General features: G+C 71.5%; 13 protein-coding genes. 6 read left to right on the forward strand and 7 right to left on the reverse strand.

Translation table 11 applies throughout. The features are described from left to right. Positions 1-92: 92 nt before the first annotated feature. The 5 genes from OG943_RS05265 to OG943_RS05285 all read right to left on the reverse strand — a co-directional run bounded on the left by OG943_RS05265 (position 93) and on the right by OG943_RS05285 (position 5,808). Positions 93-1,715 (reverse strand): M4 family metallopeptidase, encoded by a 1,623-nt coding sequence (locus tag OG943_RS05265; RefSeq protein ID WP_328608531.1) that lies wholly within the window; start codon positions 1,713-1,715, stop codon positions 93-95. Between the two features lie 296 nt (positions 1,716-2,011). Beyond that, on the reverse strand, positions 2,012-3,112 hold the full coding sequence (locus OG943_RS05270; protein ID WP_328608532.1) for an NADH:flavin oxidoreductase/NADH oxidase: 1,101 nt from the start codon (positions 3,110-3,112) through the stop codon (positions 2,012-2,014). Between the two features lie 163 nt (positions 3,113-3,275). Continuing rightward, complete coding sequence (locus tag OG943_RS05275) at positions 3,276-4,115, reverse strand: helix-turn-helix domain-containing protein (RefSeq protein WP_328608533.1); 840 nt, start codon at positions 4,113-4,115, stop codon at positions 3,276-3,278. Positions 4,116-4,122: 7 nt separating this feature from the next. Further along, positions 4,123-4,488: a nuclear transport factor 2 family protein gene (locus tag OG943_RS05280; RefSeq protein ID WP_328608534.1), complete on the reverse strand. Its 366-nt coding sequence runs from the start codon at positions 4,486-4,488 to the stop codon at positions 4,123-4,125. A gap of 132 nt (positions 4,489-4,620) precedes the next feature. Continuing rightward, positions 4,621-5,808 carry a glycoside hydrolase family 64 protein gene (locus OG943_RS05285; RefSeq protein WP_328608535.1) on the reverse strand — a complete coding sequence of 396 codons (1,188 nt, stop codon included), beginning with the start codon at positions 5,806-5,808 and terminating at the stop codon, positions 4,621-4,623. A gap of 413 nt (positions 5,809-6,221) precedes the next feature. Here OG943_RS05285 and OG943_RS05290 point away from each other — a divergent pair, with 413 nt between their 5' ends. From OG943_RS05290 to OG943_RS05315, 6 genes are all read left to right on the forward strand, one after another. Next, on the forward strand, positions 6,222-7,226 hold the full coding sequence (locus tag OG943_RS05290; protein ID WP_328608536.1) for a LacI family DNA-binding transcriptional regulator: 1,005 nt from the start codon (positions 6,222-6,224) through the stop codon (positions 7,224-7,226). 107 nt (positions 7,227-7,333) lie between these two features. Continuing rightward, complete coding sequence (locus tag OG943_RS05295) at positions 7,334-8,956, forward strand: FAD-dependent oxidoreductase (RefSeq protein WP_328608537.1); 1,623 nt, start codon at positions 7,334-7,336, stop codon at positions 8,954-8,956. 27 nt (positions 8,957-8,983) lie between these two features. Continuing rightward, the gene (locus tag OG943_RS05300) at positions 8,984-11,122 is read left to right on the forward strand and encodes a hydantoinase/oxoprolinase family protein (protein ID WP_328608538.1); all 2,139 of its coding nucleotides are present in this window, start codon (positions 8,984-8,986) and stop codon (positions 11,120-11,122) included. Between the two features lie 8 nt (positions 11,123-11,130). Further along, positions 11,131-11,652 carry a hypothetical protein gene (locus OG943_RS05305; RefSeq protein ID WP_328608539.1) on the forward strand — a complete coding sequence of 174 codons (522 nt, stop codon included), beginning with the start codon at positions 11,131-11,133 and terminating at the stop codon, positions 11,650-11,652. After that, positions 11,652-12,926, forward strand: coding sequence for a transporter (locus tag OG943_RS05310; RefSeq protein WP_328608540.1), 1,275 nt, complete (start codon positions 11,652-11,654; stop codon positions 12,924-12,926). The genes OG943_RS05305 and OG943_RS05310 overlap by 1 nt, the downstream gene beginning before the upstream one ends. Continuing rightward, on the forward strand, positions 12,923-13,675 hold the full coding sequence (locus OG943_RS05315; protein WP_328608541.1) for an alpha/beta hydrolase family protein: 753 nt from the start codon (positions 12,923-12,925) through the stop codon (positions 13,673-13,675). The genes OG943_RS05310 and OG943_RS05315 overlap by 4 nt, the downstream gene beginning before the upstream one ends. Before the next feature lie 118 nt (positions 13,676-13,793). Here OG943_RS05315 and OG943_RS05320 read toward each other — a convergent pair whose 3' ends face one another. Both OG943_RS05320 and OG943_RS05325 read right to left on the reverse strand, forming a co-directional pair. Continuing rightward, positions 13,794-14,312, reverse strand: a complete 519-nt coding sequence (locus tag OG943_RS05320; RefSeq protein WP_328608542.1) for a lytic polysaccharide monooxygenase auxiliary activity family 9 protein — start codon at positions 14,310-14,312, stop codon at positions 13,794-13,796. 266 nt (positions 14,313-14,578) lie between these two features. Next, positions 14,579-15,016, reverse strand: a complete 438-nt coding sequence (locus tag OG943_RS05325) for a MarR family winged helix-turn-helix transcriptional regulator (protein ID WP_328608543.1) — start codon at positions 15,014-15,016, stop codon at positions 14,579-14,581. Between the last annotated feature and the right edge of the window lie 70 nt (positions 15,017-15,086).

Below are 15,086 nucleotides of genomic sequence, written 5' to 3' on the forward strand. Positions count from 1 at the left end.
GGGGACCGACCCCGGAAATGGCGGAAGCGCCGCCAGCCCATGAAGACCGACGGCGCTTCCGTGTTCTGGGGACGGAGCTGGTGAATAAGGGTTTACGGCGCCTTGTCCAGCTGCGTGGCCTTCACCGCGTTGCCGACCTGGGTGCAGTCGGCGGTGGTGGTGCCGGCGACGCCGGTCTGGGCGTTGGTGCTGCAGGCCGAGTTCAGGGCCGTGCCGAGGTCCTTGAAGGTGGACGTCGGGCGGAGCAGGTTCTCCACCTTCCACCACAGCGCGATGGACTTGTCCTCGCCGAGGCCGGTGATGGTCTGGCCGTTGAAGCTGTCGCCGTCGGTGATCAGGTAGTCGACCTTGTCGACGACACCCGCGTCGATGTGCGGGTCGCCGTTCTCGTCGGTCCAGTACTGGCCGTTGACGCGGTCCGGCCCGGCGCCCTCACCCGAGTTGGCCGGGTTCTTCATGTCGCGCACCTGGCCGATCGACGAGCCCGCGCCCATCATCCAGCGGTTGTCGCCCTGCACGTTGGCGTCCTTGGCCTTGAAGGCGATGAACTGGCCCATCACGTCGGACATGCCCTCGTTCAGCGCGCCCGCGTAGCCGCTGCCGAGCTGCGAGGTGTGCTGGGTGACGCCGTGGGTGAGCTCGTGACCGGTGATGTCCATTGTGGTCACGCCCTCGCCGAAGGCCATCTGCTCGCCGTCCCAGAAGGCGTTGGCCCACGGGCACTGCTCCTGGCCGTTCTCGGTCTCGCACATGCGGACGGTGCCGCGCAGCGCCTTGCCCTTGCCGTCGCCGTAGTCGGCGCCGATGTTGGCGGTCAGGTCGTAGGTGGCGGCGGTGTTGTAGAAGTCCTGGGCCGCACCGAAGAAGTCGTAGACGTGGTTGACGTCCTCGGTCGCGACCGGGTCCTGGCCCTCCGTGCGCGAGATCTTGAACGCCTGGCTGGCGCCGCAGCGGATGTCCTCCAGCGTGGCGGTGTCGAGGTCGACGACCTTGCGGTTGGCGTCGCAGACCTCGCGGTTCACCCCCGCGTGCTTCGTCTCGCCCCACACGGTCAGCACCTGGCCGCTGCCCGCGCCGACCACCGCGGTCCACTTGTCCTCGGGGTCGATCCCGTTGACCGGCACGAAGTAGGTGGGCACGGCGGTGGCGTTCTTGCTGTCGCCGCCCAGGCTCGCGTCGTACCAGTACGCCTGCTCGGCGCCGGCCTTCAGGCCCGCGGACTTGCCGGCCTTCTTCGTGACGGCGGCCAGCGCCGCCTTCGAGGCCCGGTCCTGCGCCCCGCGCGCGTCGGCGGGGAAGGCGCCTTCGCTGTGCTGGGTGGTCTTGCCGAGCGCGGCGAGCAGCGAGCCGTGGGAGTCGAGGTCCTGCACGATCTGCGCGCCGTACACCGGCACGCCGCCGATGGTCTGCTGCAGCCGCGCGACGTTGCCGCCCGGGAGCGCCTGCACGCCCGCCAGCTTCAGGTCGCCGACGCCGAGGCCGAACTGCTTCGCCAGTCCCGCGATGTGGGAACCGGCCGCCGCGGCGACGTTCCCGGCCTGGGCCTGCGCGGCCGCGAGGGGCGCCGCGGGGTGGACGGCGATGACGCGGCCCTGGGAGTCGGTGCTCACCTGGCCGGTCTGCTGGGTGGCCGCGGTGGCGGCACCACCCGCCGCCACCAGGAGTGACGACGTGGCCAAAGCCGTCGTCAGAACAGCCAGCCGTTTCGAAGACATGGATCACCTTCCGCGTAGAGGGTCATCCCGAGTGACCCGCTGCGGGCAGTTTCGATAACGGGGCCACCAGTAATAAGGGCCGAAAGTAGGGAGTGGCGGCGAGACCCGTCGTTGGATAGAAACCGTATAAAACGGACAGTCGTCGCCGGTTTTCCCTGGAGTACAACGGTTTCTGGCCGAAAAGGCAGAGTGGACCGGCGGAACGACGGTGGGAACCGTTGTCGGAAAAGGTGATCGCCGGGCTGCTGGTGCTCCTTTGTGGACGCATCCGGTTCGGACCGGCGTCCCCTCGTGCGTCAGGCGCGGTGATACTGGATCGGGGAGGGCACTTCGCCGCCCAGCGCGGCGGCGGCGTGGCGGGCCCAGTACGGGTCGCGCAGCAGTGCCCGGCCCAGCAGGACGGCGTCCGCGCGGCCGTCCGAGAGGATCTCGGCGGCCTGCTCCGGCTCGGTGATCAGCCCGACGGCGGCGACCGGCATCCCGGCCTCGGCGCGCACCCGCTCGGCGAACGGCACCTGGAAGCCCGGCGAGGCCTCGATCTTCGCGTCCGGCGCGGCGCCGCCGGTGGACACGTCGAGCAGGTCGACGCCGCGGGTGTGCAGTTCCTTGGCCAGCCGCACGGTGTCCTCGGCGGTCCAGCCTTCGCGGGGGTCGGCGGCGTTCTCGGTCAGCCAGTCCGTCGCGGAGACGCGGAAGAACACCGGCAGGTCCGCCGGCCACGCGGCGCGCACCGCGTCGACGACCTCCAGCGCGAAACGGGTGCGGCCCTCGAACGAGCCGCCGTAGCTGTCGGTGCGCCGGTTGGTGAACGGCGACAGGAACTGGTGCACCAGGTAACCGTGCGCGCCGTGGACCTCGACGACGTCGAACCCGGCGGCACGAGCGCGTTTCGCGGCCTCGCCGAACTGGCGGACGATTTCCGCGATCTGTTCTGTGGTCAGCTCTTCCGGCGTCGTGGAGGCCTCGGTGAACGGCACAGGGCTGGCGCTCACCGGGGTCCAGCCGTATTCCGCGCCGGCCGGGATCGGCGCGCCGCGCTCGACCCACGTGCGTTCGGTGGAGGCCTTGCGGCCCGAGTGCCCGAGCTGGATGCCCGGCACGGTGCCCTGCGTGCGCAGGAAATCGGTGATCCGGCGGAACGCGGCGGCCTGCGTCTCGTTCCAGATGCCGAGATCGTACGGGCTGATCCGGCCTTCGGGGCTGACGGCGGTGGCCTCGGTGAGGATCAGCCCGGTGCCGCCGGCCGCGCGGGCCGTCAGGTGGGCGAAGTGCCAGTCGGTCGGGGTGCCGGCCAGTTCGCCGCTCGGGGCCGCGCTGTACTGGCACATCGGCGCCATCCACACGCGGTTCGGGATGGTCAGCGACCGGAGCGTGTACGGCTCGAACAGCGGGCTCATCCTGGCGTCTCCACGGAGTGTGTGGGGTGCGGGGCCGCTAGGCGCGGCAGCCTTCTACCGGCTCCGACAATAATTGCCCACGCGGATTAGTTTCAAGGGACGGGCCGGTGGGGTGCGTCATAGGAGGGCGGCCGCTCGGTGAGCGTGGCCAGGGGCTGCGCGGTCAGCCGGTCAGCGTCGCGAGCCGGTCGGCGTCCGGTGAGTCCGCCGGCGCGCTGAACAGCACCACCCGCAGGTCGCCCGGCTCGACGGTCAGCACGTCCTTGTCCAGGGTGAACGAGCCCAGCTTCAGGTCGTCGACCGTCAGCCGGTCGGTCTGGGGCCGGGGCCGGTGTTCCGCGTCCCACCGGCCGGCGAACTCGGCGCTGACCGCGCGCAGGTCGCGGACGAGGTCACGCAGCCCCGGGTCGGCGGGGTAGCGGCGGGTGGCGGCGCGCAGGTCCGCGGCGATGGCGGCCCGGAACCCGGCCAGGTGCCCGGGGGAGCGGAAGACGGTGGACGGCGCGTCGGTGAACGTCCGCCAGGCCATGTTGCGATCGCGCCCCTGGCCCGTCCCGGCACCGCAGTTGAAGGCCGTCCAGCGGGGGTTGCCGGCCAGTACGTTCCAGGCGGCGTCGCACAGGCAGGTCGGGACCTCGGTCAGCCGGTCCAGTATCCGGCGGGCCGCCGGGGTGATCTCCTGGGGCACCGGCCCGCCGCCGGTTTCGGGCCGGCTGTCCGGGGCGGCGAACCCGGCGGCGAGCCGGAGCTGCTCGTGGTCGTCCCGGTCCAGCCGCAGGGCCGCGGCGAGCGCGTCGACCACACTCGCCGACGGCAGCCGGCGGCCCTGTTCCAGGCGCCTCAGATGCTCTTCCGAGACGCCGGCGAGGTAGGCGAGTTCGTCGCGGCGCAGCCCGGGAACGCGCCGCGGGGTGGGCGCGACGAGGGGGACGCCCGCCGCGTCCGGGGTCAGCCGAGCCCGGAAGGCCCGCAGTATCGAACCGAAGTCGCTGTCTCGTCCCACCCGGCCATTATGGCTGCGGCGCGTCCACCGGCTCCATGTAGAAGCGCGTCCGGGCGATCAGCTCGCCCTCGACGACCATGACGATCACGCCCCGCTGGTGGAACCGGGCGCCGTCCGGGCCGGAGCCGTCGAACTCCCACTCCGCCCAGACCCCGTCGTCGGTGCGGGCCACCCCGGTCACCGTGGCCTTGATGTCCGGGAAAGCCGCGAAGAGCTTCTCCCAGTTGCTCCGGACCTGGTCCCGTCCGGTGAACGACCGGGACGGGTGCGCCGGGAAGGTGGTCGCGTACCCGGGCGCGAAACACGCGGTCAGCGCGTCGAGGTCGTGCCGGTTGATCGCGTCGGCCAGCCGGTCGGCCGCGGGGTGGGTCATGTGTCCTCATCATTGCTCAGCTGTTGGGGCACCACCCACGCTAGCGAGGCACTCCGGATCCCGCCTGGGCCAAGTTGTACCCCCCGGGGGCGTGAGCATCCACAAGGGACACTCACGCCCGGTCGAGCTGTTTCAGCGCAACGCGTTCACCGTGACGGTGAGCGTGTCGGGGTCGCCCGCCTGGACGGCGCCGCTGAAGTCGGGGCCGGGGGAGACGTCGTCGTACGGGAAGGCGTAGCCCCGGTTGTCCGGCAGCTTGCTGTGCACGATCCGGGCGTAGTGGTTGGTCTCGGCGGCCTGGTAGAACTTCGCCGGGTCCTCGCCGGTCGGCTGGTTCGCGTTGTCCAGCAGCGTGGTGCGGTTCAGCGCGGCGGCGAGGCGGGGGATGATCGCCTTGCGCGCGTCGCTGTCGCCGTCCTTGATCGCGAACGGGCCGCTGTCGCAGCTCCACACGTCGGCCGTGGCCGGCTTCGTGAAGGCCTCGCCGTTGTTGAACTTCAGCACGCCGTCGGAGCCGACGCGGCCGGTGAACGAGCCGAGGCTGGGCACCTGCGTGTCGACGGTCAGGTCCGTGCCGGTGTACTTCTGCCACACCTGGTCGATGTAGCCGTCGAGGTAACCGCCGAACTGGTCCGCGCGGTAGTGCGCGCTCAGCGCCCGCACCGGGGTGCCGTCCGAGCCGGCCTCGATCAGCGAACTCCAGGCGCCGCCCTGGGTCTTGAGCGCGTCGGCGATCGGGTCCAGCGACTTGGCGGGCAGGCCCGGCACGGTCTGGTCGCCGGAGCCGGTTGTGGTCAGGTGCAGGCCGAGCGGGATGGCGACGAAGTCGACGTAGCTGATGTTGGCGAACAGCACGGCGTCGTTGAAGGTGAACTCGCAGAACGACCAGTTGCGGTTGTAGTTGGCGTCGCCGGAGTTGAGGAAGCTCGGGTGCACGAGCGCGGGGCCGGGGTTGACGAAGAAGTCGAGCTTGTCGTCGGTGACGAAGTAGACCCGCGCGCCGGCCATCTTCGGGATGTTCACCTGCGAGAGCGTCTTGATCGGGATCGCGCAGTCCTCGGCGAGCGGCGTCTGCTCCGCCGACGGTGACGGCGGGTAGTACGGGGTGCCGTCGGCCTTGATCACCACCAGCTTGTTGTCGGGCGTCGTGCCGGTGACGTAGGCGTAGGTCGCGCCCGCGCCCGACTGGTCGTCGAACGCCAGCTTGAACGTGTCCGGGGTCGCTGCCCGGTTCAGGGCCGCGGACGCAAGGCCGTTGCCCCACAACGGAAATGTCGCCGCCGCCGCGGACGCGCCGAGAAAAGCTCGCCGGGAAATCAAGGAAACCGCCTCCAGGGATAGCGCTGTTGATCGGTTCAGTGCCGGGCACCGTAGGCACGCGGGGGAGTGAAGGTCAACGAATAACCATGGGGTTGGCCCTTTTTGTCAGTGAATTACGGACGGAAGTCGGTGCGCCCGTGCCCCGGCGGGCCGAGGTCTGGACCACTTGGCGCACGCGGTCTGGACCACCTGGGTGAGCCGCGCCGGGCGTCCCTGAAGGCCACCTTCAGGGACCTATATGCCCTGAAGGTGGCCTTCAGGGCACGACGGCTGCGATCTCGCTTGTCAAGGTGCTAATACGTATTAGTCCCGCCATCAAGCCGAATCGGACAGAATCCACCGGCAAGGTTGACGGGGGCCTTCGCGTCGCAGAGCCTTCGCTAATCCGCATTAGCGACGAGGAGGTGCGGCAGGTGGCAGCGCGAGGCAGCACCCCGCGGCAGGCCGACATCGCCCGGATCGCCGGGGTTTCCCAGGCGACGGTGTCCGTCGTCCTGGCCGGCAACCGCGGCGTGCGGATGGCCGAGTCCACCCGGCATCGGGTGCTGGAGGTCGCCGAACGGCTCGGTTACGTGCCGCACCCGGTCGCGACGCGGCTGGCGTCGGCGCGGTCGAACATGCTGGGGCTCTACACCTTCCGCACCACGTTCCCGACCGACACCGCCGACTCGTACCACCCGATCCTGGCCGGGGTCGAGGAGGAGGCGGCGGCGCTGGGGCAGGACCTGATCCTGTTCACCGGCACCGCCGGGTCCGGCGCCCTGCGGGAGGCGGCGATCCGCCGCACCCGGATGGCCGACGGCTGCCTGTTCTTCGGCCGGCACGTGCCGGAGGAGCCGGTGGCGCGGCTGGTCGACTCCGGCTTCCCGTTCGTCTACATCGGACGGCGACCGGAGCTGGGCGGGCGGATCCCGTACGTCGGGGCCGACTACGTCACCGCGGCGGCGGAGGTGCTGCGGCGGCTGACCGCGCTGGGGCACCGCGAGATCCGGTACGTCCGCGAACTCGACGAGGCCCCCTCGTCCAGCGACCGGCAGCGCGGGGTGCTCGAAGCGGCGCCGCACACGGAGATCGTGCGGGTCGGCGGGCCGGAGCTGCACCCGGACACGGTGCGGGGCTGGGTCCGCGACGGCGTCACCGCCGTGGTGGTCGAGGGCACCGACACCGGGGCCGCGCACGCCGCGGTACGCACCGCGGTCGAAGCCGCCGGACTGTCCACTCCGGACGATCTCTCGCTGGCCGTGCTCGGCGGCCCGCCCGGGGTGAGCGGCTTCGAGGTGCCGATGCGGGAGATGGGCCGGTGCGCGGTGCGCCTGCTCGTCGACCTCGTCACCGAGCAGGAGACGACACCGCAGCAGCTGCTGTGGTGCCCACCGGTGGCCGGCGGTTCTGTCGGCGCACCACGATCCCGTTACTGATCCGACCGGAAGCAGGCGGATACGGTCTGCAGCCGAACTGCCGGCCGGAACCCGTTTCCGCCGTGACTGTAGCCGGATCAGTAACGAACGACACCGAAGGACGGAGCATGGCTGAACTCGGCACCGAGATCCTCGTGGCAGGCGGCGGGACGGGCGGCGTGGCCGCCGCGCTGGCCGCCGCCGGAGCGGGGCATCGGGTCGTGCTGACCGAGGAGACCGACTGGGTCGGCGGCCAGTTCACCGCCCAGGCGGTGCCGCCGGACGAGAACCCGTGGATCGAGCAGTTCGGCGGCACGGCCTCGTACCGGCAGTTCCGCGACGGCATCCGCGACTACTACCGGCGGCACTACCCGCTGCGGGCCGAGGCCGCGCGGCTGGCGGACCTCAACCCGGGCGCGGGGCGCGTCAGCAAGCTGTGCCACGAGCCAAGGGTCGCGCTCGCGGTGCTCGAGTCCCTGCTGGCCCCACACCGCTCGGCCGGGCGGATCACCGTGCTCACCGGGCACCGGCCGGTTTCGGCCGAGGTGACCGGCGACCGGGTCGACGCCGTCACGTTCGAGGGCCCGGACGGTGAGCACACCACGGTGCGGGCCGCGTACGTGCTCGACGCGACCGAGAACGGCGACCTGCTGCCGCTCGCCGGCGTCGAGTTCGCCGTCGGCGCCGAGTCGCGCGCGGAGTACGGCGAGCCGCACGCGCCGGAGCGGGCGGACCCGGGGAACCTGCAGGGTTTCACTTACTGCTTCGCGGTTTCGCACCACGCGGGCCAGGACCACGTGATCGACCGGCCGTCGATGTACGGCTTCTGGCGCGACTACCGGCCCGACTTCTGGCCCGGCCCGCTGCTCGGCTTCCTGGCGCCCGACCCGCGTTCGCTGGAACCGGTGCCCCGCACGTTCGACCCGAATCCGGACACCGACCCATTGGCCGTCAGCGCGGACCAGAGCGCCGACGCCGGGGACAAGGAGCTGTGGGGCTTCCGCCGCATCCTGGCCCGCGGGCTGCACCGGCCCGGCGCGTTCGACTCCGACCTCACCCTGGTCAACTGGCCGCTCAACGACTACTGGCTGCGGCCCGGGCTGGAGATCGACGGCGTCAGCACGGCCGACGACGTCGTGCGCGCCCACCACGAGGCCAAGCAGCTGTCGCTTTCGGTGCTGTACTGGCTGCAGACCGAGGCGCCGCGGCTCGACGGCGGCACCGGCTTCCCCGGCCTCAAACTGCGGCCGGACGTCGTCGGCACCAAGGACGGGCTCGCGAAGTCCGCGTACGTCCGGGAGGGCAGGCGCATCCGCGCGGTCACCACGGTGGTCGAGCAGGACGTGTCGCTCGACCTGCTCGGCGCGGCCGGGCGGAAGTACCACCCGGACTCGGTCGGCATCGGCAGCTACCGCCTCGACCTGCACCCCTCGACCGCCGGCGACAACTACGTCGACGTGCCGAGTGTGCCGTTCGAGATCCCGCTCGGCGCGCTGCTGCCCCGGCGGATGCGGAACCTGTTGCCCGCGGGCAAGAACATCGGCACCACGCACATCACCAACGGCTGCCACCGGCTGCACCCCGTGGAGTGGAACGTCGGCGAGGTCGCCGGCCATCTCGCGGGCTTCGCCCTGCGCCGCGGCGGCGAGCCCCACCAGGTCCGCAAGGACCCGAAGCTGTTCGACGAGTTCGCCCGTCTGCTCGACCAAGCCGGCGTCGAGCGGAGCTGGCCCGAAGTCCGCGGCTACTGAGCCCCATTTCCCCAGGAGGTATGGACAATGACGGTCCATCCCGGTCCCGTGCGGATCGGCATCGACGTGGGTGGCACGTTCACCGACGCCGTCGCCGTGGACGCGCACTCGTTCGAGCTGCTCGGCCAGGTGAAGGTGCCGACCAGCCACGACCACGCCGACGGCGTCGCCCACGGCATCCTGGAGGCGCTGGAGAAGCTGCAGGCCGAGGCCGGCATCGGCGCCGGTGACGTGTCGTTCCTCGCGCACGGCACCACGCAGGCCACCAACGCGCTGCTGGAAGGCGACGTCGCCACGGTCGGCATCGCGGGGATCGGCGCGGGCTTCGACGGGTTCGCCACCCGGCGGCTCGCGGCGCTCGGCAAGATGGAGCTGGCTCCCGGCCGCCGGCTGCCCCTGCGGTACGCCGCCGTGCGCGAGCCCGGCGAAGCTGATGCGGCCGTCACTGCATTGCGCGAGCAGGGGGCCGAGGTGATCGTGGCCGTCGAGCCGTTCAGCGTCGACGACCCCGAGGGCGAACGCGCGGTGGTCGCCGCGGCCCGGGAGCGCGGAATGCTCGCGACCGCCACACACGAGATCACCAGCCTGTACGGCCTCACCAAACGGGCCCGCACGGCGGTGCTGAACGCGGGCATCATGCCGCGCATGGTGTCCACGGCCGACCTGGTCGAGGCCAGCGTGCAGCGGGCGGGCATCACCGCGCCGCTGATGGTGGTCCGCGGGGACGGCGGCGTGATGTCGCTGCCGGAGATGCGCCGGCGGCCGCTGCTGACGGCGCTGTCCGGGCCGGCCGCGGGCGTGGCCGGCGCGCTGATGGGGGAGAAGCTCAGCGAGGGCGTGTTCCTGGAGACCGGCGGGACCTCCACCGACATCAGCGTGATCCGCCGCGGCCGGGTGCAGGTGCGGCACGCGCGGCTCGGCGGGCGGGAGACCTACCTGCCCGCGCTGGACGTCCGCACGGTCGGCATCGGCGGCGGCTCGCTCGTCCGGTTTTCCGGCCGCGCGGTCACCGAAGTCGGCCCGCGCAGCGCGCACATCGCGGGGCTGCCGTACGCCTGCTTCGCGCCCGCTTCGGCGCTCACCGGCGCGAAGCTGGTGACGGTCTCGCCGCGTCCGGACGACCCGGACGACTACGTGGCACTCGAGGCGGCGGACGGCCGGCGGTACGCGCTCACGCTCACTTGCGCGGCCAACGCTCTCGGCGTCGTACCAGCCGGTTCCTACGCCCGAGCCGAACCGGAGGCCTCGCGCCTCGCGGTGCTGCCGTTGGCCGAAGCGCTCGGGTTGTCCGTGGAGGAGGCCGCGCGGATTGTGGTGCGCCAGGCCGTGAAGCCGGTGCGCGCGGTCGTCGAGACGCTGGTCCGCGAGTATCGCCTCGACCACCCCTCGCTCGTCGGCGGGGGCGGCGGCTCGGCGGCGGTGACGCCGTTCCTCGGCGAGGAGACCGGGCACGACTGGCGGATCGCGGCGCACAGCGAGGTGATCAGCCCGCTCGGCGCGGCGCTGGCGCTGGTGCGCGAGTCCGTCGAACGGATCGTGCCGAGCCCGTCCAACGCGGACATCCTCGCCGCCCGTGCCGAGGCCGAGGCGGCGGTGGTCGCGCAGGGCGCGGACCCGGCCGGGGTCGAGGTCGACGTGACCGTGGACCCGACCCGCAACCTGATCCGCGCGGTCGCCACCGGCGCCACGGAGCTGCGGACCAAGGACCGTTCGTCCACTGTGGACGAAGCCGCGATGCGGGACGAGGTGGCGCGCAGCCTCGGCGTGCCGGCCGGCGAGGTGGGGGAGCTGGCCGCGACGGCGCAGCACCGCGTCTTCGGCGCCCGCGCCCGGCGTCACGGCTGGCTCGGGCGGTTCGCCGCGCCGGTGGAGCACGTGCGGGTGGTCGACGCCGAAGGGGTCGTGCGGCTGCACAGCGCCGGGGCGCTGGTCGAGAAGACCGACGTCGGCGCCGCGCCGGGCCGCCTCGCGACGCTTGTCGACAAACACACTCGGTACGGCGACGGCGGTTCGCGCGCGCCCGCCGTGTGGCTGCTCGTCGGGCCGAAGATCGCCGACCTGTCCGGGGTCCTCGACCGAGACCAGCTCGTGGCGCTGATCGGGGCCGAGCTGAAGACCCGGGCGGCGGACGAGCCGGTCGTCGCGATTCTGGAGGACCGGCGATGAGCACTGGGATGGGCACTGACTTGGACCTGGCTGTCGCCCTGCTGCGGGCGACGCCGACCCACGAGAACCGGCCCGAGGCGCAGCTGCGTGGCTGGGCCTCGATCGCACTGGCTTACGGCGACGAGCTGGCCGCCGCGCCCGACGAGGATTCCGGCGTCCGGATCGTCGAACGCGACGGCGGGATCCGTGACGGTGAGGTGCTGCTCGCCGAGTACCGCCGCGCCACCGTGACGCTGTACCGGGATTCCTTGGCCCGCATGGAAAAGCTGGCCGCGCGCAAGGGCTGGGACGTGACGCCCGAGTGCCTGCGCAAGGCCGCCGTGGCGCACGAGCTGGCGCACCACCGGCTCGACATCCGGGAGCTGAACCGGCGGCTCGGGCACACCGCCGCGCGGCTCGGCCCGTTCCGCGTCCGGGGCCATGTGGCGGGCGCGGACGAGATCGTCGCGCACCGTTTCGCCCACCACCGCAGCGGACTGGGCGTCAGCCCGCTGCGGCTCTCTGCCGCGCTCGCCGAAGGGAACCGCTGATGGGTATCGCGATCCTGGCCCTGATGGCCGTCGGGGTGGTCCTGATGCTGACCCGGGTGCTGCCCACCGCGTTCGCGCTGGTGCTGCTGGCGCTCGGCATCGCGCTGCTCGCCGGGGCGCCGCTGTCCGGCGGCAAGAACGACATCCTCACCAGCGTGCTGCAGACCGGCTCGGCGGCGCTGGCGTCGACGATGATCGCCGTGCTGCTGGGCTCGTGGCTCGGCACGCTGATGGACGAGACGGGCATCGCCGCCACGCTGGTGCGCAAGATCGTCGAGTTCGGCGGCGAGCGGCCTTCGGTCGTGGCGCTGGGGGTGTTCGCCGTGTCGATCCTGTGCGGCAGCATCACCGGCTCCGCGCCGGCCGCGATGCTGGCCGGGGTGGTCGGCATCCCGGCGATGATCGCCGTCGGCGTCACGCCCGTGGTCGCGGGCGGCACGGTGCTGATGGGCATCTCCGCGGGCTCGCCGCTGGAGCTGCCGGTGTGGCAGTTCCTCTCCGACGCGCTCGGCGCGCCGGTCGGCGACGTCAAGACGATCATGGTGAAGCTGTTCCCGATGGCGCTGGTTGTCGGCATCGCCTACGTGCTCATCGAGACCCGCCGCCGCGGCACCCGGCACGCCTGGGCCGTCCGCCTCGACCGGCCGAAGGCGCGGGTCCGCCGCGGCGACGCGCCGTGGTACGCGCTGATCACGCCGCTCGTCCCGATCGTGCTGGCGCTGGGCTTCGCCGTGCCGATCGTGCCTTCGCTGCTCGTCGGGATCGTCTACGCGCTGGTGACCACCACGAAGTGGGGCGAGCTGAACGGCCGCGCGCTGCGTTCGCTGTACAAGGCGTTCCAGGTGGCGGCGCCGCCGATCGTGCTGTTCATCGCGATCGGGATGCTGCTCGCCGCGGTGAAGCTGCCCGGGGCGAAGAGCGCGCTGACGCCGATCGTGTCCGCGATCAGCCCGGCGTCGGCGGTGTGGTTCGTGGTGGTGTTCGTGGTGCTGGTGCCGCTGTGCCTGTTCCGCGGGCCGCTCAACGTGTTCGGCCTCGGCGCCGGGGTCGCGGGGGTGCTGGTGAGCGGCGGGATCTACCCGCTGTCCGCGGTGGTCGGGCTGATGGCCTCGTACAATCAGGTGTTCAGTGTGTCCGACCCGACGAGCACGCAGACGGTCTGGGCCGCGCAGTACTCGGGCGTCCGCCCGGAGAAGGCGATGATTTCGACGCTGCCCTACACCTGGGTCGTCGCGCTCGGCGGGATGGTGCTCACGGCGGTGCTGTACCTGTGAATGCGGTACCGGTGATCACCACGTCCGACGGCTTTCGGCTCGACTCGGCGTGGCATCCGGGCGGGCCGTCCGCGGTGGTGCTGGCACACGGCATCACCGGCGATCTGACCGAGCAGGGTTTGTTCGTGACCCTGGCGGAAAAGCTGGTCGCGGCGGGGTTTTCGGTGCTGCGGTTCTCCTTTCGCGGGCACGGCGCGAGTGAGGGACGGCCTCGTGACATGACCGTGGCGGGGGAGTTGCTGGACCTGAGCGCCGCGGTCTCGGCCGCTGCTTCGGCCGCCGGGGGTCCGGTGTCGGTGGTCGCGTCGAGTTTCGGCGCGGTGAGCACCACGCTGTCGCTCGCCACGCTGCCGGTGCGGTCGGTGGTGTTGTGGCAGCCGGTGCTGGACCTGCGCCGGACGTTCCTGGAGCCGGAGCTGCCCCGGGGGATCAAGCTGTACTCGGACCGATCTTCGTTGCGGGATAAGGGTTTCTTCGACATCGAGGGCCGGTTCGAGCTGGGCGCGCCGCTGTTCGAGGAGTTCACCCGGCTGGACCCGCGGGCGGCTTTCCTCGCTGCCGAAGCGCCCGCGTTCGTGATCCACGGCGACGCCGACGAACACGTGTCGCACGACATCGCCCGCGCCACCGCGGCCGCCCGCCCCGGGACCGGCTGGTGGTCGGTTCCCGGCGACGGGCACGGCTTCCGCCGCCGCGGCCCCGAGGTGATCGCGGCGACGGTGCGCTGGCTGGCTTCGCGGGCCGGCTAGTGTCTCGCTATTCTGCCGGTTCTTTGCGCCCCAATGTGGCGTTGGTTGCGTTGGACGCACCCAATGTGGCGTTCGGTGCGCTGGACGCACCGAACGCCACATTGGGGCGCTCTGAGCTTCAGCCCACCTGCAGGTCGATGCAGGAGTAGAACGCGTTCGCCGTGTCCGCGATGTTCCACACGGCCAGCACGGTCTGCCGTCCGGTGTGGCCGCTCAGGTCCACCTGGTGCGAGACGGTCTCCGGCGGCTGCTGGTTGTGGCCGTCGAAGCTGGCGACGAGGTCGTTGCCGACGTAGTACTCGTAGCTGGCGGTGCTGTGCCGGGCGGTGAACGTCCAGTCGAACGTCGCCGTGGTGCCCACCGGGGTGGCCTGCCAGCCCTTGCTGTCGTCGTTGAGGTCGGCGAACTGCGCCAGCCCGCCGTTGCAGCTGTGCAGGCCCTTGGGGCCTTCGACGCTCTGGGGCTCGTAGGTGATCTCGCCGCACGAGACCGTGTGCTGGGCGCACTGCGCCTGCCGGCTCGCGGGGGAGTTGACGTAGCCGTGCGCGCTCGCGATGCCGGCCGGGCTGACCAGGACGAGCACCGGCGCGAGCACCGCGCCCGCGAGTGCGGCGACCAGTTTCCGGTTCGCTTTCATACCAGCTCCTTCGGGGAAGGCTCGCTTCCCGCCACGGCGTTGTGGCACGGCGGAACAACGGCACCGGGCCGGATCATCGAGGGTGCCGGGGCGGGAAGGTGCTCGAGCGAAGGGAATTTGTGGTCTAGACCATACGCCAGTTGGTCGCGAAAGGTCAACGGGTTGCAAAGTATCCCCATTTGTTGGTAAGAAGCCAACCAAGGGAGGCTTGTGGACGGCGGGCTCGACGAGGCCGGCACGTCCACAAAGGACGATATTCGGCGGGGTCAGTTCTCCAGCAGGGTGCGCAGCGTCCGGCGGAACTGGGCCGACGCACTCGGGCTGATCGCCGCGAGGAACGTCTTCTCGGCTTTCCGGTAGGCGACCGTCGCGGCATCGTAGGTCGTCAACCCCGGTTCGGTGAGTTCGACGACGTTCCGGCGCCGGTCGGCCGGATCCGGTCGCCGCCGGACGATGCCCTTGTCCTCGAGCGCGTCCAGCAGCGCGACCATCGTCGTGCGGTCGATGCCGAGCGTCTGTGCCACCTGTAACTGGGACGCCGGTTCCCGGTGGGCCAGTACCCGCAGCGCCCCGAAGTCCTTGCCGTCGATCCCGAACGGGGCGAGTGCCGCGTCCGTCAGCGCCGCGAACTTCAGGTGGGCGTGCTTGAGGAGGTAGGCCAGGACGTCGTGCAGGTCGGTGCCGGGGCTCGCTTCGGTGGACACGGGCACCAGCTTACGCTTAAGCTGATTGTCAGTAGTGCTGACGATCAGCTCTGCGACCAATGAAAGGCAC

It is taken from the genome of Amycolatopsis sp. NBC_00345, assembly GCF_036116635.1.
In the GTDB taxonomy this organism is placed as follows: Bacteria; Actinomycetota; Actinomycetes; order Mycobacteriales; family Pseudonocardiaceae; genus Amycolatopsis.

What these genes read in the sequence shown, in the direction of transcription:
- OG943_RS05270 (WP_328608532.1), bottom strand. Translation starts at nt 3,112, where the DNA reads ATGAGCCCGCTGTTCGAGCCGTACACGCTCCGGTCGCTGACCATCCCG.
- OG943_RS05320 (WP_328608542.1), bottom strand. Translation starts at nt 14,312, where the DNA reads ATGAAAGCGAACCGGAAACTGGTCGCCGCACTCGCGGGCGCGGTGCTC.
- OG943_RS05295 (WP_328608537.1), top strand. Translation starts at nt 7,334, where the DNA reads ATGGCTGAACTCGGCACCGAGATCCTCGTGGCAGGCGGCGGGACGGGC.
- OG943_RS05280 (WP_328608534.1), bottom strand. Translation starts at nt 4,488, where the DNA reads ATGACCCACCCCGCGGCCGACCGGCTGGCCGACGCGATCAACCGGCAC.
- OG943_RS05265 (WP_328608531.1), bottom strand. Translation starts at nt 1,715, where the DNA reads ATGTCTTCGAAACGGCTGGCTGTTCTGACGACGGCTTTGGCCACGTCG.
- OG943_RS05300 (WP_328608538.1), top strand. Translation starts at nt 8,984, where the DNA reads ATGACGGTCCATCCCGGTCCCGTGCGGATCGGCATCGACGTGGGTGGC.
- OG943_RS05305 (WP_328608539.1), top strand. Translation starts at nt 11,131, where the DNA reads ATGGGCACTGACTTGGACCTGGCTGTCGCCCTGCTGCGGGCGACGCCG.
- OG943_RS05310 (WP_328608540.1), top strand. Translation starts at nt 11,652, where the DNA reads ATGGGTATCGCGATCCTGGCCCTGATGGCCGTCGGGGTGGTCCTGATG.